The 24385-nt window shown below is 65.9% G+C and carries 23 protein-coding genes; 16 read left to right on the top strand and 7 right to left on the bottom strand.

All coding sequences use genetic code 11. The annotated features are described in order from the left end of the window. From BLT50_RS17370 to tspO, 3 genes are all read left to right on the top strand, one after another. On the top strand, positions 1-1499 hold a 1499-nt coding region (locus BLT50_RS17370), incomplete at its 5' end, for a phytoene desaturase (protein WP_090030327.1). Further along, positions 1496-2539, top strand: coding sequence for a 15-cis-phytoene synthase (crtB, locus tag BLT50_RS17365; protein ID WP_090030313.1), 1044 nt, complete (start codon positions 1496-1498; stop codon positions 2537-2539). The genes BLT50_RS17370 and crtB, both read left to right, overlap by 4 nt. A gap of 3 nt (positions 2540-2542) precedes the next feature. Next, a complete protein-coding gene (tspO, locus tag BLT50_RS17360; protein ID WP_090030312.1) occupies positions 2543-3025 on the top strand; it encodes a tryptophan-rich sensory protein TspO in 483 nt (160 codons plus the stop codon). 136 nt (positions 3026-3161) lie between these two features. Here the strand turns inward: tspO and crtC are convergent, their stop codons facing one another. Both crtC and crtD read right to left on the bottom strand, forming a co-directional pair. Beyond that, on the bottom strand, positions 3162-4037 hold the full coding sequence (gene crtC, locus BLT50_RS17355) for a carotenoid 1,2-hydratase (protein ID WP_090030325.1): 876 nt from the start codon (positions 4035-4037) through the stop codon (positions 3162-3164). 41 nt (positions 4038-4078) lie between these two features. Further along, positions 4079-5584 (bottom strand): 1-hydroxycarotenoid 3,4-desaturase CrtD, encoded by a 1506-nt coding sequence (gene crtD / locus BLT50_RS17350; RefSeq protein WP_090030310.1) that lies wholly within the window; start codon positions 5582-5584, stop codon positions 4079-4081. A 95-nt stretch (positions 5585-5679) separates the two neighbouring features. Here crtD and BLT50_RS17345 point away from each other — a divergent pair, with 95 nt between their 5' ends. The 13 genes from BLT50_RS17345 to dxs all read left to right on the top strand — a co-directional run bounded on the left by BLT50_RS17345 (position 5680) and on the right by dxs (position 18750). Next, complete coding sequence (locus tag BLT50_RS17345; RefSeq protein WP_090030308.1) at positions 5680-6552, top strand: polyprenyl synthetase family protein; 873 nt, start codon at positions 5680-5682, stop codon at positions 6550-6552. 5 nt (positions 6553-6557) lie between these two features. Further along, the gene (locus BLT50_RS17340) at positions 6558-7685 is read left to right on the top strand and encodes a methyltransferase (protein WP_175491522.1); all 1128 of its coding nucleotides are present in this window, start codon (positions 6558-6560) and stop codon (positions 7683-7685) included. A gap of 133 nt (positions 7686-7818) precedes the next feature. Continuing rightward, complete coding sequence (gene bchC, locus BLT50_RS17335) at positions 7819-8760, top strand: chlorophyll synthesis pathway protein BchC (RefSeq protein ID WP_090030304.1); 942 nt, start codon at positions 7819-7821, stop codon at positions 8758-8760. Beyond that, positions 8757-9758, top strand: a complete 1002-nt coding sequence (locus BLT50_RS17330) for a chlorophyllide a reductase iron protein subunit X (protein WP_090030302.1) — start codon at positions 8757-8759, stop codon at positions 9756-9758. Before bchC ends, BLT50_RS17330 begins: the two co-directional genes overlap by 4 nt. 78 nt (positions 9759-9836) lie before the next feature. Beyond that, positions 9837-11399, top strand: coding sequence for a chlorophyllide a reductase subunit Y (bchY, locus tag BLT50_RS17325; RefSeq protein WP_090030300.1), 1563 nt, complete (start codon positions 9837-9839; stop codon positions 11397-11399). Further along, positions 11399-12868 (top strand): chlorophyllide a reductase subunit Z, encoded by a 1470-nt coding sequence (gene bchZ, locus BLT50_RS17320; protein ID WP_090030298.1) that lies wholly within the window; start codon positions 11399-11401, stop codon positions 12866-12868. Before bchY ends, bchZ begins: the two co-directional genes overlap by 1 nt. Positions 12869-12885: 17 nt before the next feature. Then, positions 12886-13113, top strand: coding sequence for a cytochrome PufQ (gene pufQ, locus BLT50_RS17315; protein ID WP_090030296.1), 228 nt, complete (start codon positions 12886-12888; stop codon positions 13111-13113). A gap of 126 nt (positions 13114-13239) precedes the next feature. Further along, complete coding sequence (gene pufB, locus BLT50_RS17310) at positions 13240-13389, top strand: light-harvesting antenna LH1, beta subunit (RefSeq protein WP_090030294.1); 150 nt, start codon at positions 13240-13242, stop codon at positions 13387-13389. A 13-nt stretch (positions 13390-13402) separates the two neighbouring features. Then, a complete protein-coding gene (pufA, locus tag BLT50_RS17305) occupies positions 13403-13570 on the top strand; it encodes a light-harvesting antenna LH1, alpha subunit (RefSeq protein WP_090030292.1) in 168 nt (55 codons plus the stop codon). 121 nt (positions 13571-13691) lie between these two features. Further along, entirely contained in the window at positions 13692-14531 is an 840-nt protein-coding gene (gene pufL, locus BLT50_RS17300; protein ID WP_090030290.1) for a photosynthetic reaction center subunit L, read from the top strand. A 2-nt stretch (positions 14532-14533) separates the two neighbouring features. Further along, positions 14534-15520 (top strand): photosynthetic reaction center subunit M, encoded by a 987-nt coding sequence (pufM, locus tag BLT50_RS17295; RefSeq protein WP_090030288.1) that lies wholly within the window; start codon positions 14534-14536, stop codon positions 15518-15520. A 3-nt stretch (positions 15521-15523) separates the two neighbouring features. Next, entirely contained in the window at positions 15524-16651 is a 1128-nt protein-coding gene (gene pufC, locus BLT50_RS17290; RefSeq protein WP_090030286.1) for a photosynthetic reaction center cytochrome PufC, read from the top strand. A 173-nt stretch (positions 16652-16824) separates the two neighbouring features. Further along, complete coding sequence (gene dxs / locus BLT50_RS17285; RefSeq protein ID WP_090030284.1) at positions 16825-18750, top strand: 1-deoxy-D-xylulose-5-phosphate synthase; 1926 nt, start codon at positions 16825-16827, stop codon at positions 18748-18750. 197 nt (positions 18751-18947) lie between these two features. Here dxs and idi read toward each other — a convergent pair whose 3' ends face one another. The 5 genes from idi to ppsR all read right to left on the bottom strand — a co-directional run bounded on the left by idi (position 18948) and on the right by ppsR (position 24362). Then, positions 18948-19478: an isopentenyl-diphosphate Delta-isomerase gene (idi, locus tag BLT50_RS17280; RefSeq protein ID WP_090030282.1), complete on the bottom strand. Its 531-nt coding sequence runs from the start codon at positions 19476-19478 to the stop codon at positions 18948-18950. Next, positions 19475-20653 carry a geranylgeranyl diphosphate reductase gene (locus BLT50_RS17275; RefSeq protein WP_090030280.1) on the bottom strand — a complete coding sequence of 393 codons (1179 nt, stop codon included), beginning with the start codon at positions 20651-20653 and terminating at the stop codon, positions 19475-19477. Before BLT50_RS17275 ends, idi begins: the two co-directional genes overlap by 4 nt. Positions 20654-20659: 6 nt before the next feature. Next, the gene (locus tag BLT50_RS17270) at positions 20660-21964 is read right to left on the bottom strand and encodes a BCD family MFS transporter (RefSeq protein WP_090030278.1); all 1305 of its coding nucleotides are present in this window, start codon (positions 21962-21964) and stop codon (positions 20660-20662) included. Then, complete coding sequence (gene chlG, locus BLT50_RS17265) at positions 21964-22869, bottom strand: chlorophyll synthase ChlG (protein ID WP_090030276.1); 906 nt, start codon at positions 22867-22869, stop codon at positions 21964-21966. Before chlG ends, BLT50_RS17270 begins: the two co-directional genes overlap by 1 nt. A 116-nt stretch (positions 22870-22985) precedes the next feature. Next, entirely contained in the window at positions 22986-24362 is a 1377-nt protein-coding gene (gene ppsR / locus BLT50_RS17260) for a transcriptional regulator PpsR (protein WP_175491521.1), read from the bottom strand. Positions 24363-24385 lie beyond the last annotated feature (23 nt).

The raw sequence follows: 24385 nt of genomic DNA, 5'->3' as shown, positions 1-24385 counted from the left end.
CGGGGCTTGGCGGGCTGTCGGCGGCGATGCGCCTGGGGGCCAAGGGGTATCGCGTGACGGTGCTGGACCGGCTTGACCGGGCAGGGGGGCGCGGGTCGTCCCTGATGCGCAACGGCCACCGGTTCGACCTGGGCCCGACAATCGTGACGGTGCCGCAGGTATTCCGCCAGCTTTGGGCCGAATGCGGGCGCGATTTCGATCGCGATGTCGATCTGCGCCCGGTGCATCCCTATTATGAAATCCGCTGGGACGACGGATCGCACCTGACGGTGCAGCAGGACGAACAGGCGATGATTGCCGAGGTCGCCCGCCTGTCGCCCGGCGACGTGGCCGGCTATCGCAAGTTCCTGGCCGATAGCGAGGCGCGGTATCGGTTCGGGTTCGAGGGGCTGGGCCGGCGCCCGATGAACAAGCTGATGGACCTGATCCGCGAATTGCCCGGTTTCGTGCGGCTGCGTGCGGATCGCTCGGTCTATGGGCACGCGGCGGCGCGGGTGCGCGACCCAAGGCTGCGCATGGCGCTATCGTTTCATCCGCTGTTCATCGGCGGCGATCCGACCAACGTCACGTCGATGTACATCCTGGTCAGTCACCTGGAAAAGGAATTCGGCGTGCATTACGCGATGGGTGGCGTGCAGGCGATGGCCGACGCGATGGTGCGTGTGATCGAGGATCAGGGCGGCACCGTGCGGCAGGGCGCCGAGGTGGACGAAATCACCACGCAGTCGGGCCGCGCGACGGGTGTGGTGCTGAGCGATGGCGAAAGGCTGCCGGCGCGGGTCGTCGTGTCGAACGCCGATCCCGGCACCACGTATGACCGGCTGCTGCGCAACCACCCGAAACGGCGGTGGACCAAGAAAAGGCTGGACGGCGCGCGCTGGTCGATGGGCCTGTTCGTCTGGTATTTCGGCACGCGCGGCACGCAGGGCATGTGGGGCGACGTGGGCCATCACACCATCCTGAACGGGCCACGCTATCGCGGGTTGTTGCGCGATATCTTTCTGAAAAAGCACCTGGCGGGCGACATGTCGATCTATCTTCATCGCCCGTCCGTCACCGATCCGAGCGTCGCGCCACGGGGCGACGACACGTTCTATGCGCTGTCGCCGGTGCCGAACCTGCACGGCAAGGAGGCGGTCGACTGGTCAGCGATGGCCGAGACCTATCGCCAGAAAGTGGCGCAGGTTCTGGACGAAAAGCTGATCCCGGGTTTTCAGGATCACCTGTCGGCCAGCGAGGTCTTCACGCCGGAAACATTTGAATCGCGCTATCTGAGCCCGCATGGCGCGGGGTTCAGCCTGGAGCCGCGGATTTTCCAAAGCGCCTGGTTCCGTCCCCACAACATCTCGGAAGAGGTGGAAGGGCTTTACCTTGTCGGTGCAGGCACGCATCCCGGTGCGGGGATTCCGTCGGTCGTGACCTCGTCCGAGGTTCTGACGCAGCTTGTGCCCGATGCGCGCGGCGCGGTCGCCGCCCCGATGAAGGTAGCGGCAGAATGATCGCGCCGGCCGATCTTGATCATTGCCGCGAGGCGATCCGCCACGGATCGCTGTCGTTTCACGCGGCCAGCCGTGTGCTGCCCGCGCGGGTGCGCGACCCGGCGCTGGCGCTTTACGCGTTCTGCCGCCTGGCCGACGACGAGGTGGATCTGAAACAGGACAAGGCGGCCTCGGTGCTGGCGCTGCGCGAAAGGCTGGACATGGCCTATGCCGGGCGTCCGCGCAACGCCGCGCCCGACCGTGCCTTCACCGCCCTGATCGAGGATTTCGACATGCCGCGCGCCCTGCCCGAGGCCATGCTGGAAGGGCTGGCCTGGGACGCGATGGAGCGCCGCTATGCGACGCTGTCCGATCTCAACGCCTATTCCGCGCGGGTGGCGAGCGCCGTCGGCGCGATGATGTGCGTTCTGATGCGGGTGCGCGATGGCAACGCGCTGGCGCGGGCCTGCGATCTGGGCGTTGCGATGCAGCTGACGAACATCGCCCGCGATGTCGGCGAGGACGCGGCCGAGGGGCGGCTTTATCTGCCCACCGACTGGCTGAAAGAGGCCGGAATAGAGCCTGATGCCTTCCTGGCGGACCCGCAGCCGACAGCCGCCCTGCGGGGCGTCGTGCGGCGGCTTCTGTCGCGGGCCGATGCGCTCTATCACCGGGCCGAGGCCGGGATCGGCGCGCTGCCGGTGGATTGCCGGCCGGGCATCTTCGCCGCGCGGCACATCTATGCCGGGATCGGCGGGCAGGTGCGGGCGCGCGGATATGACCCGATCAGCGGCCGGGCGCGGACCAACACGACGCAGAAACTGGGTTGGCTGGGGTTGTCGATGCTGCGCGCGGGCGTCACGCTGGTGATGCCGCGTCAGGCCACGATCTATGCCCGCCCGCTGCCCGAGGTGGCATTTCTTGTCGATGCGGCGGCGCGTGTCCGGCCCCGGCAAGAGGACTGGTCGGATCGGGTCGTGTCGCTGTTGGGTCAACTCGAGGCGCAAGACCGGGCGCGCAAGGCAGCCTTGCAAGCGGGGGCGGTTCGCTCTACCTCCTAACGCATGGTCTGGCTTTACTTCGTCATTTTCCTTGCGGCCTGTTTCGGGGCTGGGGCAACCGGTGCGATCTTTCCGCCGGGGCCGTGGTACCGGTCCCTGTCCAAGCCGCGCTGGACGCCGCCCGACTGGCTGTTCCCTGTCGCGTGGACCACGCTTTACATCTGCATGGCGGCGGCGGGCGCGCGCGCGGCGATAAGCGGGCAAGGCACGCTGGCGCTGGCGCTGTGGTCGGTGCAGATCGCGCTGAACGGGCTATGGACGCCGGTGTTCTTCGGGCTTCAGAACATTCGCGGCGGCATGATCGTCCTGTCGCTCTTGTGGTTGAGCGTGGCGATCACGATGGTGGCGCTGTGGCAGGCCGACTGGATCGCGGGCCTGCTGTTCCTGCCCTATCTGGGCTGGGTCACGATCGCAGGGGCGCTGAACCTGTCGGTGATGCGCCTGAATCCCGACGCCGCGGCCAACCCGCCCAAGCCGCAGCGATAGGCGCGCGCATCGGACGCTTGCGCGCCCTTTTTGGCTTTCTCTTTCTGCAAATATCCCGGGGGAGTCCGCCAGGGGCGGACGGGGGCAGCGCCCCCATTTGCGCGCAGAAAGCCCGCAAGGGCTTGATAAGCGCGGCCTAACCCGGAAATTGCCACCCGCTCCGGCGGGGCACGCGCACCGCCAGCATCGGTTTGAGCAGCGGCGAGCGGAACCGGCGCAGGTCCAGCGCCTCGTGCACGCCGATGCTTTGCTCGCCGTTCAGCACCGTTCGCACCATCGAACGGGAATAAAACGGCGCATCCAGCATGTTCATCACCTGCTGTGGGGCGCAGCCGGCATCGCCGCGGGTTTCGCGGCGCACCGCCCAGAGGCTGCGTTTCATCTTTTGCAGCGGCGGCGGGTCTATTTCGGTGGCGCGGCCGTCATGGTCGAAATGGACGGCCTGCGCCAGCCGCGACCCGTCAAGCCGGGTCGCGTCGTAGAAACAGGTCGCCCCGTCTGCCACGGGAAAGCGCCCCCAAGTCCAGAAGGCGAAATCCTGTTCCAGGGCGCGGGTGCCGAAATTGGCGTCGAAATAGCCATGCCCCCGCCATTGCCAGCCTTGCGATTCCAGCGCCACCTCGACACGCGCCACCGGGGCGAAGGGCCGCCAGACATGCGCGCCATCGGGCGTGAGCGGCAGTTCGACCGATGTCAGCGCCCCGGGCACCACCTCGATCGTGCCGCGCACGGGCGTGACCATGGGCAGCGCGCCCCATTCGTTCACCTCGATCACCAGTCGGTCGTCGGTCCAGCGCATGGCCGATGGCCCCACGGTCAGCGCGCCGCCATCGGTGCACAGCGCTGTGCGCCCCCTGTCGGTCATGGTGAAGCGTCCGCCGGGGCCGTATGTCGCCACGTTGATGCAGCAATGGTTCGCCGGGTCGCGCCGGCCCGACCAGGCGTACCAGGGCGAAAAGACCGAGCCGATGAAGCCGATCACCGAAAGGGCGCGTGTGCCGCAATCGCTGATCGCGTCGACATACCACCAGGCATAGCCGTTAGGCGGCACGTCTAGGTCGAAATTGGGGCCTTCAGTATCGCCGCGGCCGCGTGCGCGCCTGAGAGCGTTGCCATCGGCACGCCCGCGCCCGGATGCGTCCCCCCGCCTGCCAGGAAAAGCCCCGTCACCGCCGTCCGCGCCCGTGGCCGTTTCAGCGAGGCGGTCATGCCGTGCGGGCTCTGCCCGTAAAGCGAACCGGCGCTGGCCGGAAACAGGCGGTTGAACCCCGAGGGCGTGGTCAGCGCCTCGGGGCCGGGCTCCGGCGTGAAGGTCAGGCCGAAGCGGGCGAGTGTCGGGAATGTCCTCTGGTGGCATGTCTGGGCCTCCTTGTCGGGGCGCTGCGCGTCGGTGAGGGGGGCGGCGTTCAGGATGATTTCGAACCGTTCGGTTTCCGGGGCAGGGCGGGTCTGGCCGCGATCCTCGGCGCAGATATAGATCGTGGGATCGGCAGGCATCCGGCCCGCGGCGATGGCAGTGAATTCCTCGTCCGGGTCGGCGGCGAAAAAGACGTTGTGATGGGCCAGCTCCGGCCCGGCAACGGTGCTGGCAAAGGTCCAGACGCGGGCCGACAGGCTGCGCGCGGTGGTGCGCGTCTGCGGCGCGACATGGGCGACGCCGGTGCCAAGCGCACAGGTCGCCAGGGCGCGGGGGTCGCCGTTGAAAACGACCGTGTCCGCGGCGATGCGTTCGCCGGTTTGCAGTGTCACGCCCGTGACGCGGTTTTCGCTCACGTCGATGCGGGCGACATCCGCGCCGAGCCGCACTATCGCGCCTTTCGTCTGTGCAAGATCGGCCACGGCGCGGGCCAGCGCGTGCATACCGCCCTGAACGCACCAGACGCCCGATTCTTCGGCGCGCCAGATTAGCGACAAAAGCGCCGGGGTCTGGCCGGGATGCCCGCCGACATAGGTGGCGTAGCGTCCGAACAGCTGGGCAAGGCGAGGGTCATCGAAGCGGCGGCGCAGATCGCCGCGCATGTTCGACAGGGGCGCCATGCGGGGCAGAAGGCCGGGGTCGCGCAGGACGCGCGCCGTCAGCGCGGCGACGGAGGGTTCGGGAGCCCGCATCATCGGCGCGTCGAAAGCGTCGAACAGCCGCTCGGCATCGGTGCAGAAGCGGCGAAACTGGTCGGCGGCCTTGGACCCCGCAAATTCGGCGATGGCATCGGCATTGACCGCGCGGTCATTGGTCAGTGTGAGATGACTGCCGTCGGGCCAGAAATGGCGGGCCAGAATGTCCTGTTCGATCAGGGTGACGTGATCGTCCAGCCGTTCGCCCACATCCGCGAACAGGTTTTCGAAGACGGGCCGCATGGTCAGGACGGTCGGTCCGGCATCCACGGGTCCGGCGGGCGAGGGCAGGGTGCGCATCTTGCCGCCTGGTGCCGCGTGACGGTCCAGTATCGTGACCTCGTGCCCGGCATGGGCAAGGCGCAGCCCGCAGGCCAGGCCGCCGATGCCCGCACCGACGATCACGCAACGGGGCCGGGACGGCCTGGAATTGGAGCTGTCGAACATGGAGACAATTCTTGACTCGTATCGCAAAACTGTCCAGTCTGATTTACACATTGATGTAACATCAAACTGACATTCCACGGCGCAGCGAGGGCAGTATGGGACTCAGCGAACGCATCGACAAGGCCGTAACCGACGCGGTGGCGATAGGGCAGGGCGGTGTCGCGCCGCGGCAGTTGAGCACCGCTCTCAGTTACGCCACGACGCCCGGCGGGGCACGTATCCGGCCCACGATCCTGACCTCGGTCGCGATGGCCTGTGGTGACGACCAGCCGGAGATCACCGATGCGGCGGCCGCGGCGCTGGAGCTGATCCACTGCGCCAGCCTGGTGCATGACGATCTGCCCTGCTTTGACGATGCCGAGTTTCGCCGCGGCAAGCCAAGCGTCCACCGCGCCTATTCCGAGCCGCTTGCGGTACTGACTGGCGACAGCCTGATCGTCCTGGCGTTCGAGGTGCTGGCCCGTGTCGCGCATCTTGACCCGATGCGCAGCGCGCAACTGGTGCTGACGCTGGCGCGGCAGACCGGGATGCCCGGCGGCATCTGCGCAGGGCAGGGGTGGGAAAGCGAACCCGCCGTCGACCTTGGGGCCTATCACCGGTCCAAGACAGGCGCGTTGTTCGTGGCCGCCACCCAGATGGGAGCCATCGCTGCGGGGCAGGACGCGGAAGATTGGGAAGAGCTGGGCGCCCGCATCGGCGAGGCGTTCCAGGTGGCCGACGATCTGCGCGATGCGCTTTATGATTCCGAGACACTGGGCAAGCCGGCGGGGCAGGACGATCTTCACGGTCGTCCGAACGCGGTGGCGCAACTGGGTGTCGAGGGCGCGATCAAGCGGCTGACCGATATCCTGTCCGGGGCGATCGCCTCGATCCCGTCCTGCCCGGGCGAAGCGGCGCTGGCGCATATGGTGCGCATGCAGGCCGAGCGGCTGACCCCCGTCGTCAGCCCCGCCGCAAAACAGGCGTAACAGGCATGGCCGATGCCGCTGCGCCCCGACCGGCAAATGGTATGCGTGGGGTGCTGGCACGACTGATCGCGCGCCCCGGCTTTCAGGCCTGGGCCGCGCGGTTTCCGTTGACGCGCGGCATGGCGCGGCGCGATGGCGCCGAGATTTTTCGCATTGTGCAAGGGTTTGTCGAGGCGCAGGCGCTGGCCTCGCTGGTCGAACTGGATGTGCTGAACCGGTTGACCGGTGGGCCGATGCGCGTAGCCGCGCTGGCCGCTGGCGCCGAGATGCCTGAGGACCGGATGCTGATTCTGTGCCAGGCCGGTGCGGCGATGGGGCTGCTGAAGCGTCGGCGGGACGGACGGTTCGCGCTGGCGCGCAAGGGAGCGGCATTGCTGGGCGTGCCCGGATTGCGCCAGATGATTCGCCATCACCGCGCCTTCTATCGCGATCTCGAAGATCCGGTGGCCTTGCTGCGCGGCGGGGCCGAGACCGAGCTGGCGGCCTTTTGGCCCTATGTCTTCGGGGCGCGCGGTGCGGTCGATCCGACGGTGACGGCCACCTATTCCGACCTGATGGCCGACAGTCAGGCATTGGTGGCGCAGGATACGCTGCGCATGGTGTCGCTCAAGAATGTACGGCGCCTGATGGATGTGGGCGGCGGGACGGGTGCGTTCCTGTCGGCCGCGGGGCGTGCCTGGCCGGGGCTGGCTATGACGCTTGTCGATCTGCCCGCGGTGCTGGAGGGCGCCGGCGCGCGGTTGGCGCGAGCCGGGGTCAGCGATCGGGTGCGTCTGCATCCGGCGTCCTTCCGCGACGATCCGCTGCCAGAGGGTGCCGATGCGATCAGCCTGATTCGCGTGCTTTACGATCACCGCGACGACACGGTGCGGGCGCTTTTGGCAAAGGTGCATGACGCGCTGCCCGCCGGCGGCCGCCTGATCATTTCCGAGCCGATGTCGGGCGGCGACCGCCCCGATCCGATCACGGATGTGTATTTCGCCTTTTACACGATGGCGATGGGCACAGGCCGCACACGCAGCGCGGATCGAATCGCCGAACTGTGCCGGGAGGTCGGATTCGAAGACATCGCGATTCCCCGTGCCGGGCGCCCCTACGTCACCTCTGCGGTGACATGTGTCAAAGCAGCTTGACGGTTTCTGGCGCCAAACAGTCAATAATTATTGACAGACCAAAGTGTAAAGTTAAACTGACACTATCGAAAAAGCGGTGCGCCTGAGTCTTCCACAGGGACGGCGCCGCGCCAGTGGACAGAGTGAGGGGGCCATGCAGACATCCGTCGTCCTCCTGAACGGACCAAAGGATCTGAAGATCGAAACCGTGCCGCTGACGGCGCCGGGGCCGAACGATCTGGTTGTCCGCATCGCGCATTCCGGCATCTCCACGGGCACCGAGAAACTTTTCTGGTCCGGCCAGATGCCGCCGTTTCCCGGCATGGGGTATCCGCTTGTGCCCGGTTACGAGGCCGCGGGCGAGGTGGTCGAGGCCGGTTCGGAAACCGGGTATCGCCCGGGCGACTGGGTCTTTGTGCCCGGCGCGAATTGTTACGAAGGGGCGTTCGGCCTGTTCGGCGGCGCAGCCAGCATGCTGGTGACGGACGCCGCGCGCGTATGCCGTATAGATGCGGGCCTGGGTGCGCAGGGGGCCTTGCTGGCCCTGGCGGCCACGGCGCGTCACGCGCTGGCGGGGCTGGACAAGGCGGTGCCCGACCTGATCGTGGGCCATGGTGTCCTGGGCCGGCTGCTGGCGCGGCTGACCGTTGCCGCCGGTGCGCCCGCCCCCACCGTGTGGGAGGTGAACCCCGACCGCGCCACCGGCGCCGAAGGATACGACGTGATCCACCCCGATGCGGATGAGCGCCGGGATTACACCGCGATCTACGACGCCTCGGGCAACGGGGCGCTGCTGAACGATCTGGTGGGCCGCATCCGCAAGGGCGGCGAGATCGTGCTGGCCGGCTTTTATACCGAGCCGCTGCAATTCGCCTTTCCGCCCGCATTCATGAAAGAGGCGCGGTTCCGCGTCGCCGCCGAGTGGGAGCGTGACGACTTGTCCGCCACCCGCGCGCTGATCGAGAACGGCGCGCTGAGCCTGGGCGGGCTGATCACACACGAAGTTCCGGCGGCCCGTGCCCCCGACGCCTACACCACGGCGTTCGAGGATCCGGCCTGCCTGAAGATGATACTTAACTGGGAGCAAGCCGCATGAAGGACGAAGTGCCGAACCTGAAAGGGTATGACCAGCGGCTGAAGGATGAAGCCACGCAGGAGATCGAAGAGATCCCCGTCACCGAACCGACCAGCAAGACGCAGATCATCGCGATCTACGGCAAGGGTGGGATCGGCAAGTCGTTCACGCTGGCCAATCTCAGCCACATGATGGCCGAGCAGGGCAAGCGTGTGCTGCTGATCGGCTGCGACCCGAAATCCGACACCACCAGCCTGCTGTTCGGCGGCAAGGCGTGCCCGACGATCATCGAGACATCGACCAAGAAGAAGCTGGCCGGCGAAGAGGTGCAGATCGGCGACGTGTGTTTCAAGCGTGGCGGCGTCTTTGCGATGGAGCTGGGCGGGCCCGAGGTGGGCCGCGGCTGCGGCGGGCGCGGCATCATCCACGGTTTCGAACTGCTGGAAAAGCTGGGCTTTCACGACTGGGATTTCGATTACGTCCTGCTGGATTTCCTGGGCGACGTCGTGTGTGGCGGGTTCGGTCTGCCGATTGCGCGTGACATGGCGCAAAAGGTGATCCTAGTCGGGTCGAACGACCTGCAATCGCTCTATGTGGCCAACAACGTCTGTTCGGCGGTCGAGTATTTCCGCAAGCTGGGCGGCAATGTCGGCGTGGCGGGTCTGGTCGTGAACAAGGACGACCATTCCGGCGAGGCGCAGGCCTTTGCCGAAGCGGCGGGCATCCCGGTGCTGGCCTCGATCCCGCAGGATGACGACCTGCGCAAGAAATCCGCCAATTACCAGATCGTCGGCACCGATGCCTCGCCCTGGGGAGCGCTGTTCGCGGAACTGGGCCTGAACGTGGCCGAGGCGCCGCCGATCCGCCCCAAACCGCTGAGCCAGGATGAATTGCTGAACCTGTTCGACGGGTCCGACACCGGTGCGGGCGTGGTTCTGGAACCGGCAAGCGATGCCGACATGCGCGGCAAGTATGCAGCGCCGAAGAAATCCCTCGAAGTGGTCTACGACGATGTTTGATCTGGATGAACTGGCCCGCTGGGACCGGGCGCTCAAGCAACTGGAACGGGCGCCGCAGCCGGCGCCGAAGGGCAAGGAATGAGCCGCGAAGAAACATACGACACCGCCCATGAGGCCGAAGTGATCGAGGGCGCCCCGCGCGAGGACGCGCCGGTGCTGGAGGGCGATCCCGGCCTTGGCTGTCATTCCGGTTCGACCATGGCCGAGGCCGCGCGCGCGGCCGGCCAGTCCGAGTTGCTGGACAAGTTCGCCGCCGATTATCCCACCGGCCCGCATGACAAGCCGCAATCCATGTGCCCGGCCTTCGGGTCGTTGCGGGTGGGTCTGCGGATGAAGCGCGTGGCCACGGTTCTTTCGGGTTCCGCCTGCTGCGTTTACGGCCTGACCTTCGTGTCGCATTTCTATGGCGCGCGCCGGTCGGTCGGTTACGTGCCGTTCAATTCCGAAACCCTGGTGACCGGCAAGCTGTTCGAGGACATCCGCGACGCGGTGCACGAACTGGCCGATCCCGACCGCTATGACGCGGTGGTCGTGACGAACCTGTGCGTGCCAACCGCAAGCGGCGTGCCGCTGCGGCTGCTGCCGGACGAGATCAACGGCGTGCGCATCGTGGGCATCGACGTGCCAGGTTTCGGTGTGCCGACCCATGCCGAGGCCAAGGACGTTCTGGCCGGTGCAATGCTGAAATACGCCCGCGAAGAAGCCGAGGCCGGCCCCGTGCCGCGCCCAGAAGGCGGGGTCGAGGACCGACCGACCGTATCGCTGTTGGGCGAGATGTTCCCGGCCGACCCGATGATGATCGGCGCGATGCTGGCGCCGCTTGGCCTGGCCGCCGGCCCTGTCGTGCCATGCCGCGAATGGCGTGAATTGTATTCGGCGCTGGATTGCGGGGCAGTGGCGGCGATCCATCCGTTCTATACGTCTGCCGTGCGCGAATTCCAGGCGGCGGGCCGTCCGGTTGTGGGCTCTGCCCCGGTGGGCATTTCCGGCACGCATGACTGGCTGGCCGCCATCGGCGACGCCTTCGGCCTGTCCGAGGCACAGGTCGGCGCGGCGCAGAACGCCTTTGTTCCCGCGATCAAGGGCGCGCTGGCGCAATCGAAGATCGAAGGCACGATTACGCTCTCGGGCTATGAAGGCAGCGAATTGCTCGTCGCGCGGCTGCTGATCGAAAGCGGTGCGGACCTGCCCTATGTCGGTACGGCCTGCCCCAGGACACCCTGGAACGCGCAGGATGCCGCCTGGCTGGAGGCGCATGGCGTGAAGGTCAAGTTCCGCGCCTCGCTGGAAGACGACTGTGCCGCGATGGAGGCCATCCGCCCCAACCTTGCGATCGGCACGACGCCGGTGGTGCAGAAGGCCAAGGAACTGACCGTTCCGGCGCTCTATTTCACCAACCTGATTTCCGCGCGCCCGCTGATGGGGCCGGCCGGTGCCGGCAGCCTGGCCGAGGTCATCAACGCCGCGATGGCCAACAAGGACCGCATGGATCACATGGCCGAGTTCTTTGACGGAGTGGGCGAAGGCGACACCGCCGGTATCTGGGAGGGCAGCCCCAACCTGCGCCCCGATTTCCGCGCCCAGCATCAGAAAAAGCTCGATAAACTGGCGCGTGCCGCCAAGGCGCAGGAGATGATCTGATGCTTATCCAGGATCATGACCGCGCCGGGGGATATTGGGGGGCCGTCTACGCCTTTACCGCGGTGAAGGGGTTGCAGGTGGTCATCGACGGCCCGGTAGGCTGCGAAAACCTGCCGGTCACGTCCGTCCTGCATTATACCGACGCGCTGCCGCCGCATGAATTGCCCATCGTCGTCACCGGCCTGGCCGAGGAAGAGCTGGGCCGCGACGGCACCGAAGGCGCGATGAAACGGGCCTGGGAAACGCTCGACCCGGCGTTGCCGTCGGTCGTCGTCACCGGGTCGATCGCGGAAATGATCGGCGGGGGTGTCACGCCGCAGGGCACGAACATCCAGCGCTTCCTGCCGCGCACCATCGACGAGGACCAGTGGGAAAGCGCGGATCGCGCGATGACCTGGATCTTTACCGAGTTCGGGATGACCAAGGGCCGGATGCCGCCCGAGAAAAAGTGCGAAGAGGGCGCCGCCCCGCGCGTGAACATCCTGGGCCCGATGTACGGCACCTTCAACATGCCGAGCGACCTGGCCGAGATCCGCCGCCTGGTCGAAGGGATCGGCGCCGAGGTCAACATGGTGATGCCGCTTGGCAGCCACCTGGCCGAAATGCGCAACCTGGTGAACGCCGACGCCAATATCGTGATGTACCGCGAATTCGGACGCGGCCTGGCCGAGGTTCTGGGCAAGCCCTATCTGCAGGCGCCCATCGGGATCGACAGCACGACGAAATTCCTGCGCAAGCTGGGCGATATGCTGGGGCTCGACCCTGAACCGTTCATCGCGCGCGAAAAGCATTCGACGATCAAGCCGGTCTGGGATCTGTGGCGCTCGGTCACGCAGGATTTCTTTGCGACCGCCAGCTTCGCCATCGTCGCGAACGAAACCTATGCCCGCGGCATCCGCCACTACATGGAAAGCGACCTTGGCCTGCCTTGCGCCTTTGCCGTGGCCCGCAGCGCCGGCACCAAGACCAACAACGAGGAAGTGCGCGCCCTGATGGAGCAGCGCCGCCCGCTGATCGTGATGGGGTCGATCAACGAAAAGATCTACCTGGCCGAGATGAAGGCCGGGCACGGGCCGCAGCCGGCGTTCATCCCGGCGTCGTTCCCCGGTGCCGCGATCCGGCGCGCGACCGGTACGCCGTTCATGGGCTATGCCGGCGCGACCTACCTGCTGCAGGAAGTATGCAACGGGCTGTTCGATGCGCTGTTCCACATCCTGCCGCTGGCCAGCCAGATGGATGCCGCGCCCGCGACGCCCACGCCGCTGCGCCGCGATTTCCCCTGGGATGCCGACGCCCAGGCCGAGCTGGACCGCATCGTGGCCAGCCACCCTGTTCTGACCCGCATTTCCGCCGCCAAGCAATTGCGCGACGCCGCCGAAGAGCGCGCGCTGGCGCAGGGCGACGAGCGCGTGGTGATCGAAACCATCCGGGCCCTGGCGCCAAGCCGCGCCCCGGCCGCAAGCGAATAACGAGAGGAGCAAGACACATGACAGATGTGACCTCGAAACTGCCGACCCGGGCCAGCCGGAACATCTCGCGCCGCAGCGCCGAGTTCCGGGTGTTCTTTGCCCTGTTCTTCGTCGTGGCGATCCCGTTCGCGACGATTTCATGGGTCCGGGCCGTGGCGCGGGAACGCACGCTCATCACGCGGGGGCCGCTGGCCCGCGCATGGGCCGAGGCGGACCGCATCACGCCGATCGTATTCTCGGTCTGAAAGGACCGAACCCGAGACTGGCCATTCCGAGAGGGGTGGACAGGCCCGAAGGGCCCGGCAACGGGCCCCGACGGACCCTGCCGCGAGGGGTTCGCGGCGTCAGCATAACGTTCCGGAGGAAAGTTCATGGCTGATAATAACGACCTGTCCTTCACGGGTCTTACCGACGAGCAGGCTCAGGAGCTGCACTCCGTCTATATGAGCGGCCTCTGGCTGTTCGTGGCGGTCGCAGTGGTTGCCCACCTGGCAACCTACATCTGGGCTCCGTGGTTCTGAGGGGAGCGAAGAAATGGCAAAGTTCTACAAGATCTGGCTCGTCTTCGATCCGCGCCGTGTGTTTGTCGCACAGGGCGTCTTCCTTTTCCTGCTGGCTGTGATGATTCACCTGGTGGTTCTGTCGAACGGTATCAACTGGTTCGAGAACGCCGCCGCATCGCGCGCCGCAGCAAGCGAGTGACCACGGGCGAGAGCCTGGAAAAGACCGCTGCGGGCGGTGCGCCCGCCCGCAGCGAACCCAACCAAAACACGACGGCTAAGGTCTGAACAGGCCGCGCCGCCAAACGCGGAGACTTAGGAAGATGGCGCTGCTCAGCTTCGAGAAAAAGTATCGCGTCCGCGGAGGGACGCTGATCGGCGGCGATCTGTTCGACTTCTGGGTGGGGCCCTTCTTCGTGGGCTTCTTCGGGGTCACGACCGCCTTTTTCGCTACTTTGGGGACGATCCTGATCCTGTGGGGCGCGGCCCAGCAGGGAACGTGGAACCCCTGGCTTATCAACATCGCGCCGCCCGACCTGTCCTATGGTCTGGGCATCGCACCGCTGAACGAGGGCGGGCTTTGGCAGTTCATAACGATCTGCGCAACGGCCAGCTTCATCAGCTGGGCGCTGCGCGAGGTCGAGATCTGCCGCAAGCTCGGGATCGGCTATCATGTGCCGTTCGCCTTCAGCTTCGCGATCCTGGCCTATGTCACGCTGGTGATTTTCCGCCCCCTTCTGATGGGCGCCTGGGGGCATGCGTTTCCCTATGGCATCTTCAGCCATCTCGATTGGGTGTCGAACACTGGCTACGCCTATCTGCACTTCCACTACAACCCGGCGCATATGCTGGCGGTGACGCTGTTTTTCACCACCACCCTGGCGCTGGCCCTTCATGGCGGCCTGATCCTGTCGGCGGCGAATCCCGAAAAGGGCGAGATCGCCAAGACGCCGGATCACGAGGACACGTTCTTTCGTGACTTCATCGGCTACTCGGTCGGCACGCTGGGCATTCACCGGCTGGGGTTCCTGCTGGCGATCAACGCCGTGTTCTTTTCGGCGGTCTGCATCATCATCTCGGGCCCGGTCTGGACCAAGGGCTGGCCGGAATGGTGGAACTGGTGGCTTGAGCTGCCGATATGGCCCTCTCAGGTGGGGATGTAACAATGGCTGAATATCAGAACATATTCACACAGGTGCAGGTGCGCGGCGCCCCGGAATGGGGCACCGACGACCTGGGCACCCTGACAGAAGACCGCGCAGGCACGCCGTTCTTTTCCAACCTCATGGGCTGGTTCGGCAACGCGCAGATCGGGCCCATCAACGTGGGCATGGTCGGGATCGCCTCGATCGCGTCGGGCCTTGTCTGGTTCGTCATCGTCGGCATGAACATGCTGGCGCAGGTCGACTGGTCGATCCCCGAGTTCATCCGGCAGCTTTTCTGGCTGGCGCTGGAGCCGCCCAGCCCCGAATACGGGCTGCGCATCCCGCCGCTGAATGACGGGGGCTGGTACATCATCTCCAGCTTCTTCCTGCTGGTGTCGGTGATGTTGTGGTGGTTGCGGTCCTGGCAACTGGCGGCCGAGCAGAAGATGGGCAAGCACATCTTCTGGGCCTTCGGGTCGGCGATCTGGCTGTTCCTCGTGCTGGGCCTGTTCCGCCCGATCCTGATGGGATCGTGGTCAGAGGCGGTGCCTTACGGGATCTTCCCGCACCTGGATTGGACCACGGCCTTCTCGATCCGCTACGGCAACCTCTACTACAACCCGTTCCACTGTCTTTCGATCGTGTTCCTTTATGGTTCGGTGCTGCTGTTCGCAATGCACGGCGCCACCATCCTGGCCGTCACCCGCTTCGGCGGCGACCGCGAGCTGGAACAGATCTACGACCGGGGCACGGCCACCGAGCGGGCGGCGCTGTTCTGGCGCTGGACCATGGGCTTCAACGCGACGATGGAAGGCATCCATCGCTGGGCGTGGTGGTTCGCGGTTCTGACCCCGATCACGGGCGGTATCGGCATCCTGCTGACCGGCACCGTGGTGGACAACTGGTTCATCTGGGCGCAGGAGCACAATTTTGCCCCCATGTATGACGGCTCCTACGGATACGAGGACTTCCGGTCCTACGGATCCTTCATCGGACAGGAGGGCTGAGTTATGCTGCCTAAATGGTTCAACGAATGGAACCGGGACAACCCGACCAACATCTACACACCGGGTATCCTGGTGGGTGTGGTGGGTGGCGCGGTGTTCGTCGCGGCGATGCTGGTGGCCTGGGGGCAGCCCTTTGCCACGGACAGCCTGCAGACCGGCCCACGCGGGACGGGGATGTCGGTGCCCGAGTTCAAGGCCGACCTGGCCACGCCGGACCCCGATATCGCCAACATCATCCCTGACGAGCCGTATGTGCCGGCCGGGGGTGAGCCGCTGGCCCGCGACATCTATCAGAACGTCCAGGTGCTGGGCGATCTGACCGAGGACAATTTCAACCGCCTGATGAACGCGATGACCACCTGGGTCGCGCCGGATGCGGGCTGTGCGTATTGCCACGGGGATGTCGCGCTCGAGGAATACGGCAACGACGACCTTTACACCAAGGTCGTGGCGCGCCGCATGATCGAGATGACGCAGAACATCAACGAAAACTGGGATGGCCATGTGAACGCCAACAAGCAGGTGGGCGTGACGTGCTTTACCTGCCACCGTGGCCAGAACGTGCCCAGCGAAATCTGGTTCCGGCTTGGCCCGGTAAACACGGCGACGGCGGGCTGGTCCGCCAACCAGAGCAGGGTGACGGTGCAATCGCAATACACCTCGCTGCCCTCGGATGCGCTGGAAAGCTATCTGCTGAACTACGAGCGGATCGCGGTGCATGACCTGGAAAGCCGTGTGGCAGGCAGCCCGTCCAACCCGGACATCCCTGCCATCCAGAACGCCGAGCGCACCTATTCGCTGATGAACTATTTCGCGAACAGCCTCGGGGTGAACTGCGTCTTCTGCCACAACACGCGGGCCTTCTATGACCCGGCGCAGGTGACGCCGCAGTGGTCCACGGCCAGCCTGGGCATCGCCATGGTGCAGGAGCTGAACAACGACTACCTCGTGCCGCTGCAGGATGTGTATCCGCCGCATCGTCTTGGCCCGGTCTTCGGCGATGCGCCCAAGGCTGCGTGCAAGACCTGCCACAAGGGATACCAGCAGCCCTTGCAGGGCACCAACGTGATCGCCGACTGGCCCGAACTGGCCACCACCGGCGCGCCGTCCTACGAGGCGGCAACGCAATAGGGCGGGGCGGCCGGGCGCGGCCGCACCCCCTTGCCACGTTCGGTCCCTGATTGTGTCCCAGGGGCCGGACATCGGGGGAAACCCCGGGTCCCTTCCTGTTGGCGACAGGAACCTGGCGCCGCATCCGGGACATCTGGATGCGGCGCCTTGTACTTCACGAAAGGAATTCTGCCATGACCCGTCCCGTTACACCGCTTCTCGATCGTGTGGCCGGCCCGGCCGATCTGCGCGCGCTGAGTGATGGCGATCTGCGGCGATTGTCCGACGAGTTGCGGGCCGAACTGATCTCGGCCGTCAGCGAAACCGGCGGGCATCTCGGATCGTCCCTGGGCGTTGTGGAACTGAGCGTGGCGATCCACGCGGTGTTCAACACGCCGATGGACAAGCTGGTCTGGGACGTGGGGCATCAGTGCTATCCACACAAGATCCTGACCGGCCGGCGCGACCGCATCCGCACGTTGCGGCAAAAGGACGGGCTGTCCGGTTTCACCAAGCGCGACGAAAGCGACTACGATCCGTTCGGCGCGGCGCATTCCTCGACCTCGATCAGCGCGGCGCTGGGGTTCACCCTGGGCCGGGACATGGGCATGCCCACCGGCGATGCGATCGCCGTGATCGGGGATGGTGCGATTTCCGCCGGCATGGCCTATGAGGCGCTGAACAACGCAGGCGCCGAAGGGCGTCGGATGTTCGTCATCCTGAACGACAACGAAATGAGCATCGCCCCGCCCGTGGGCGCGATGTCGGCCTATCTGTCGCGGCTCTACGCCAACGAACCGCTGGCCAAGATGCGCGCCCTTGCCGAAGGGTTCGAGGCCGCGCTGCCCCCGCCGATGCGCGAAGGCGCACGCCGGGCCAGGCAGCTGGTGACCGGCAGCATGGGCGGGCAGGGCACCTTGTTCGAGGAGCTGGGGTTCGACTATATCGGTCCGATCGACGGGCATGACCTGTCGCAGCTTTTGCCCGTTCTGCGCGCCGCCCGTGCGCGGGCGACGCGGCCGACGCTGATCCATGTCTGCACCGTCAAGGGCAAGGGATACGCGCCCGCCGAAAGCGCCGCCTGCAAGTATCATGGCGTGTCCAAGTTCGACCCTGCGACCGGCACGCAATCGAAATCAGGCGGAGGCGCGCCCAGCTATACCTCGGTATTCGGCAAGGCGCTGACCGACGAGGCCGCGCGAGATCCGCGCATCGTCGCCGTGACCGCGGCGATGCCGGGCGGCACCGGCGTCGACATCATGGCCGAGCGGTTCCCCGCGCGGGTGCACGACGTAGGCATCGCCGAACAGCATGCCGTCACATTCGCCGCCGGGATGGCGGCCAGCGGGCTGCGGCCGTTCTGCGCGATCTATTCGACCTTTTTGCAACGCGGCTATGACCAGGTGGTTCACGACGTTTCACTGCAAGGGCTGCCCGTGCGGTTCGCCATCGACCGGGCCGGACTGGTGGGCGCGGATGGCGCCACCCATGCCGGCGCCTACGACCTGGCCTATCTGTGCAACCTGCCCGGCTTTACCGTGATGGCGGCCGCCGACGAGGCAGAGCTGATGCACATGGTCGCCACCGCCGCCGCCTTTGACGAGGGGCCGATCGCGTTCCGTTATCCGCGCGGCGCAGGCGAGGGGATCGAGATGCCCGAGCGCGGGCAGATCCTGGAGATCGGCAAGGGCCGCATCATTTCCGAAGGCACCGACATCGCGATCCTGTCGCTGGGCGCGCATCTGGGCGAGTGCCGCCGCGCCGCCGCCGAATTGGAAGGCGAGGGCGTCAGCGTGACGCTGGCCGACGCGCGTTTCGCCAAACCGCTGGACCGTGACCTGCTGCAGCGGCTGGCCCGCGAACACCGTGCGCTGATCACGGTCGAGCAGGGGGCCCAGGGCGGGTTCGGCGCGATGGTCCTGCACGATCTTGCCGCCAGTGGCCTGTTGGACCGCGGGCTTGCCGTGCGGACGATGACGCTGCCCGACCGGATCATTCCGCAGGCAAGCCCGGCGCACATGTATGCCGACGCGGGCCTGACGGCCGACAGCATCGCACAAACCGCGCGGAGCATCCTGCGCCCCGCTGCAAGCGTCGTGAGTTTGTCGAGCGTCGTCTGATCCAAATGCGCGCCTTGCGGCGCAAGCTGTATCTCGGAACCGGGCCTTTGGCCCGGCCCTCGGGCCGCCTGCGGGCAGCCTTGCGTCCAACGCAGGCGCTGCGCCCGTTCCGGTCGTCGCATGAGTATTTTCAGCAAGATGAAGAGGCGGGGTCGCGCCCTATGCGCGCCTAGGCGCATAATCCGTCTTATGGTAAGTTACTGCGCGGGCTGCGTGGCGAAGATCTTGTCGCCGTGTTCTGCAAGATAGATCCGCAGCCACGGCGTGAACCGTTCGGGATGCTGCGCCACCTCTTCGGCCAGCACGTCGGCGGCCACCCAGCGTGTGTCCATCACTTCGTCCGGGTTCGGTGACACCTTGAGATCCGCGCCCGCACGGGCAAGGAAAAGTTCGACGACTTCGTGCTCGATCAAGCCGCCGCCGACATCCGCCCGGTATTCGACCTGGCCGCGGTAGTCGCATGTCACACCGGTAATCCCCAGCTCTTCGCGCAGGCGGCGCGTGGCGCAGGCGGCCGCGTCCTCGCCCCAATCGGGGTGGGTGCAGCAGGTGTTCGCCCACAATCCCGGCGTATGATACTTGCCCAGGGCGCGGCGCTGGATCAGCACGCGGTTGCCATCCATGACAAAGACCGAAACGGCCTTGTGGCGCAGGCCGCGTTTATGCGCGTCCAGCTTTTCCACCGGTTTCAGATCTCCGTTCACCCAGGCCGGGATCATGATCGTCATACATACTCCGCCCGTACGAGCCCTGTCAGATGTGCGAGGTTCTTAACCCCAATCTTGAGGTGGGCCAAGGGCCGGGCCTTGACCAGTTCCTTGTTCATGTACGCCTCGAACGTCAGGCGCTGCACGTCGATATCGTGGCACAGGCTGACGAACCTTTCGCGGCGCTCGTCGGATTTGTAATAGGCGTTCTGCATCGCGCCCAGCACCTTGAAGACGGATTTATGCTCTTTCATGAAGAGCTTGCGCGCCAGGCCGAGGTCGCGGATCAGACCGGTTTTCAGCTTGGATTCGGCCGCGGTGGCGGCGACGCGGCCGCCCATCATTGCGTAATATATCCCTTCGCCCGAGCTTGGCGCGACGACCCCGGCGGCATCGCCCGCCAGAACGACGTCGCGGCCATTGTCCCACCGGTCGAGCGGTTTCAGCGGTATCGGCGCGCCTTCGCGGCGGATCGTCGGGCAATCGGACAGGCCCGATGCCGCGCGCAGATCGGCGGTGGCCTTTTTCAGATCGACCTCTTTCACGAAAGAGCCCATCCCGATCGAGGCCGATTTGCCATGCGGGAAAACCCAGCCGTAGAAATCTGGGCTGATCCGCCCGTCATAGATCACGTCGCAGCGGTCGGGATGATAGTCGCCGCGTGGGCCGGGGGCCTCGATGATCTCGTGATAGGCGATCACGTAAGGGATGCTGTCGCCGCCCGGCACTTCGGTGCGGGCCACGTTCGAACGCGCGCCATCGGCGCCGATGACCAGTTTCGTGGTCAGGCTGCGTTCCTCTCCGCTTTGCTTGTCGCGATAGATGACATGCGTGCCGGTCCTGTCGCGCGCGATGCGCAGGTAGGTGCCTGTCAGGCGCTCGGCCCCGGCATCGGCGGCGCGGGCGCGCAGGTATTCGTCGAAATGCTCGCGGTCGACCATGCCGACGAATCCGTTTTCGATCGGTATGTCCACGCGGCGTCCGGTGGGCGAGATCATGCGCGCGGTGGTGATCTTGGCGACCAGCTGGCTTTGGGGGATGCGGAAATCGCGGATCAGGCGCGGCGGGATCGCGCCGCCGCAGGGTTTGATCCGCCCGCCCCGGTCGATCAGCGCCACCTTGCGGCCCAGCAGGGCCAGGTCTTCGGCGGCTGTGGCGCCGGACGGCCCCCCGCCCACGACAACGACGTCAAACATGTGTCCTTACTCCCCCGGTATCAGGTCGGCGGCAGGCGCCTGTTTCGGTTGGGTTCCCAACGACATGGCCAGGAATGCGGCAATCAGGAATACGCCCCCTTCGGCGGCAAAGACGCTGCCATAGGCCAACGCGTCCGAGGCGGTCAGGCTGCGCATGATGTCGGCGGCCGCCGTCCCCAGGAACGACCCCGCGCCAAAGGCGATGGCCTGTGCCGCGCCGAACAGGCCCATGCGGATGCCTTCGCGGGATTCGTCGCCTTCGCGGGCAAGGCCCATCATCGCGCCGATGGCGGCCACGGCAAAGGCGCCGTTGGCCAGCCCCAAAGTGAAGATGTTGGGCGCGATGGGCCAGCTTGCCGCATGCAGCCCGCCCCAGGCCAGCGCGATCAGCGCTGCGCCGGACAACAGGCAGCCGCCCACGATCCAGACCCGGATCGGCACGGTGAACCAGCGCGACAAAAGCGTGCCCGACAGAAGAACCGCGATCATGCCCACCAGCGCCCCGGCATGGTGCATTCCGCCCAACTGCGTGCTTTCGCCCACCGTCATGCCGAATACATGGCCGGCAAAGGGTTCGAGGATCAGATCCTGCAGGTTGTAGGCCAGCATCGAGGCGAAGACGAAGATCGTGAAACCCCGCACCCGGCGGTCGGCCCAAAGCTCGGCCGCGGAGGCACGGAACGCCAGTTTGCGGTTCTGGTTGGGTTTTTGCGGTGCGGGGCTGCGTTCCTGGCCCACCACGCCGACCAGCGTCAGCAGCAACGCCACGCCCGACACACCCGCCGTCACGGCCAGCAGCCGCGCGGGGCTGTAGGGATCGAGAAGCAGGCCCGCGGTGATGCCCGTGGCGGCAAGGCCGAAGATCATCATGATCCAGACCGCGCTGCCGGCGGCGGCCTGCCGCCCTTCGGCCACGCGGGCGGCCAGCAGCGCCAGCAGGTTCGTGCCCGCCGCGCCAATGCCCAGGCCGATCAGCAGAAAGGCCGGGACAGCCGTGGCAATCCCCAGCGCCGTAGCGCGTTCCATCACCCCGACGGCAAAGGCCGCCAGCATCGCGCCTGCGCCCAGAACGGCCACGCCGCCAATGATCCAGGGGGTGCGCCGCCCGCCGGCATCGGCCCCGTGTCCGAAATGCGGGCGCAGAAACTGCGTGCCGTAATAGAGCGAAACCAGAAGGCCCGGCAGGATCGCCGGCAGGGCCAGCTCGACCACCATCACGCGGTTCATCGTGGCCGTGGTCAGCACCACGATCATGCCAAGCGCCATCTGCACAAGGCCCAGACGCAGGATCGACAACCAGCTGAGTGTCATCACATCACCTCCAACCCGCGCAGGGCGAAGGCGGCAACCATCATCCCCGAAATATACATCAAGACGCCTGTTCCGTTGTACCAGGGCGCCTTGGCCCTTGGGTCGCGCAGCATGACGGACATCGCCCAGACCTGCCCGAGACCCAGCGCCAGCACCGCGAAGGCGTGGATCGGACGATCCCATTGCGCCAGCAGCATCACGACGACCGCCTGCGGGATCAGCATGACCGCGCAGGCCACCTTGGCCGCAAGCTCCGGGCCAAGCGTAACCGGCAAAGAGTTCACACCCATCTGCCGGTCGCCTTCCAGCGCCTTGAAATCGTTGAGTGTCATGATCCCGTGCGCGCCTATGCCGTACAGCAGGGCGATCCAGATGATTTCGTCGGCGGGGCGGCCCGCGGCCAGCACGGCTGCCCCCGTGAACCAGGGCAAGGTTTCATAGCTCAGCCCGACCAGCCCCGGACCCAGCCAGCCGGACCGTTTCAGGCGCACCGGTTCGGCGGAATAGGCCCAGGCGGCCAGAACGCCCACCACCGTGGCGGCAAATCCCCAGGGACCGAGCAGCGCGCCGACCATCAGCGACAGCACCGACATCGCAAGGGCGATCCAAAGGCCCCACCGGCCCGGAATGCGCCCCGACGGGATCGGGCGGTCGGGTTCGTTGATCGCGTCGACATGGCGGTCGCACCAGTCGTTCGCTGCCTGGCTCATGCCGCAGACGATCGGCCCGGCCAGGATGATGCCCAGACCCACCAGCGCAGGCTTTTCCAGCGGAGACACACCAGACGAAACCGTGCCGCACAAATAGGCCCACATGGGCGGAAACCAGGTGATCGGCTTTATCAGGCGCAGCATCGCCGCCGGTTCGGGATAGGCGCGGGTGTGTAAATCTGATGTAACGCTCATGTGTCTAGTTTGCCTGACACTTCGAGTCGTTGCAAGAAAACTCGACACCCTGCGACAGCCCGGCACCTGGCGGGTCAGTCAATTGAAAAAGCAGGGGAATTTCCCGGTCCGGCGGCTTAGTCTTCGCCGTCCTTGTTCAGCAGGCCGTATTTGCGCAGCTTGACATAAAGGCTCTGGCGCGACAGGCCCAGCATTTCGGCGGCCGCGGCGCGGTTGTTACGCGTCAGATCCACCGCCGCCTCGATACAAAGCTTTTCGATCACTTCCGAGGTTTCGGCCACGATTTCCTTGAGCGAAGCCGAACCGACCAGTTCGATCACGCTGGAATGCGCGCTTTCGTCCCCACCGATCACCGGCGGGCCACCGCGCAGCGCCTCAGTCCGGCTGACATCGCGGATGATGAACCCCATAGACGGCTGTTCACGGTTGTTCAGGTGCACAACCGATACTTCGACGGACACTTTCGCGCCGAATTCGTTTGTCACGCGGGTCGCATAGGTGCGCATGTGGCCGGCGCGCATGGCGTTTTCCAGCATCACGCTCAGGTCGATCTGACCACGCGCCAGGAAATCGGCCAGGCTGCGGCCGCGCAATTCGCGCAGCTGCGCGGCATCGACCATTTCCATGAAGGATTCGTTGGTGTCTTCGATCACGCCTTTCGGATCGGTAAAGACAAAACCGTCGGTGCTGCCGCGATAGATCGCAGACAGGTTCATCGCCAGACGATCGTCAACCGCCTGCCCGTCGGCCTCGGCGTCAAGGCGGCAGATCAGGATGCGTTCGCCCGCCGCACGAAAGATCGACGGCTGGATATGCAGCTTTTTGCGGGACCGCCGCGCCGTCACCATCAGGTTGCTGGTGGTTTCCGACATGGCCAGGCTGATCAGGTTGTCGACGAACTCACCCGCGCGCCGGTCCTTGAATTCCTGCGCAAAGACGACGCCGGTCAATTCATCGCGCGCCGCGCCAAGCAGGCTGGCCGCCGGCGCGTTGAGATCCTTGATCCGCCCGTCCGATGCCGAAACGAAAACCATCGCATCGCGGGTTGTCGCCAGCAGCATCCGATAGCGCGCGTCGTATTCGCGGCGTTCTTCGTATCCGCGTTCCAGCGCGATCTGCGCCTGCACAAGCTGCTGTTGCGTTTCCGCGATCACGCGCAGGTCGCGCCCCAGCATCAAAAGCGTATCGTCCTTGCCGGTCGGATGGATCGAATACCGGACGGGAAAGGACGACAACGTGTCGTTGTGATTGACCTCGATCGCACGGGGAACGGTCTCGCCATCGGCGATGCGCGTCAGCAGGGCGTCGATCTTGGGCACGCTTTCACTGCTGAGAATGTCGCGGATCGACTTGCCTTCCCACTTCTCGACCTTGGGGGCGAGGGGCGATGACGGATCGATCAGGACGGACATGACCTGCCCTGCCCCCGAAAGCACCAGAACGATATCGGACTCCGACGCCAACAATCCATTCAGAAGTTCCGGCTCGATCATGGGGATCGATCCGCCCTTCCATT

This window comes from Lutimaribacter saemankumensis (assembly GCF_900100005.1).
Classification (GTDB): domain Bacteria; phylum Pseudomonadota; class Alphaproteobacteria; order Rhodobacterales; family Rhodobacteraceae; genus Lutimaribacter; species Lutimaribacter saemankumensis.
This window is presented reverse-complemented; position numbering and strand designations above follow the sequence as displayed.

Coding starts and splice junctions, on each gene's coding strand:
- tspO (WP_090030312.1), top strand. CDS start 2,543: ATGGTCTGGCTTTACTTCGTCATTTTCCTTGCGGCCTGTTTCGGGGCT.
- pufC (WP_090030286.1), top strand. CDS start 15,524: ATGCTGCCTAAATGGTTCAACGAATGGAACCGGGACAACCCGACCAAC.
- bchY (WP_090030300.1), top strand. CDS start 9,837: ATGAGCCGCGAAGAAACATACGACACCGCCCATGAGGCCGAAGTGATC.
- idi (WP_090030282.1), bottom strand. CDS start 19,478: ATGACGATCATGATCCCGGCCTGGGTGAACGGAGATCTGAAACCGGTG.
- crtD (WP_090030310.1), bottom strand. CDS start 5,584: ATGTTCGACAGCTCCAATTCCAGGCCGTCCCGGCCCCGTTGCGTGATC.
- dxs (WP_090030284.1), top strand. CDS start 16,825: ATGACCCGTCCCGTTACACCGCTTCTCGATCGTGTGGCCGGCCCGGCC.
- BLT50_RS17330 (WP_090030302.1), top strand. CDS start 8,757: ATGAAGGACGAAGTGCCGAACCTGAAAGGGTATGACCAGCGGCTGAAG.
- pufA (WP_090030292.1), top strand. CDS start 13,403: ATGGCAAAGTTCTACAAGATCTGGCTCGTCTTCGATCCGCGCCGTGTG.
- pufM (WP_090030288.1), top strand. CDS start 14,534: ATGGCTGAATATCAGAACATATTCACACAGGTGCAGGTGCGCGGCGCC.
- BLT50_RS17270 (WP_090030278.1), bottom strand. CDS start 21,964: ATGACACTCAGCTGGTTGTCGATCCTGCGTCTGGGCCTTGTGCAGATG.
- pufQ (WP_090030296.1), top strand. CDS start 12,886: ATGACAGATGTGACCTCGAAACTGCCGACCCGGGCCAGCCGGAACATC.
- BLT50_RS17345 (WP_090030308.1), top strand. CDS start 5,680: ATGGGACTCAGCGAACGCATCGACAAGGCCGTAACCGACGCGGTGGCG.
- ppsR (WP_175491521.1), bottom strand. CDS start 24,362: ATGATCGAGCCGGAACTTCTGAATGGATTGTTGGCGTCGGAGTCCGAT.
- chlG (WP_090030276.1), bottom strand. CDS start 22,869: ATGAGCGTTACATCAGATTTACACACCCGCGCCTATCCCGAACCGGCG.
- BLT50_RS17275 (WP_090030280.1), bottom strand. CDS start 20,653: ATGTTTGACGTCGTTGTCGTGGGCGGGGGGCCGTCCGGCGCCACAGCC.
- bchZ (WP_090030298.1), top strand. CDS start 11,399: ATGCTTATCCAGGATCATGACCGCGCCGGGGGATATTGGGGGGCCGTC.
- pufL (WP_090030290.1), top strand. CDS start 13,692: ATGGCGCTGCTCAGCTTCGAGAAAAAGTATCGCGTCCGCGGAGGGACG.
- crtB (WP_090030313.1), top strand. CDS start 1,496: ATGATCGCGCCGGCCGATCTTGATCATTGCCGCGAGGCGATCCGCCAC.
- pufB (WP_090030294.1), top strand. CDS start 13,240: ATGGCTGATAATAACGACCTGTCCTTCACGGGTCTTACCGACGAGCAG.
- bchC (WP_090030304.1), top strand. CDS start 7,819: ATGCAGACATCCGTCGTCCTCCTGAACGGACCAAAGGATCTGAAGATC.
- BLT50_RS17340 (WP_175491522.1), top strand. CDS start 6,558: ATGGCCGATGCCGCTGCGCCCCGACCGGCAAATGGTATGCGTGGGGTG.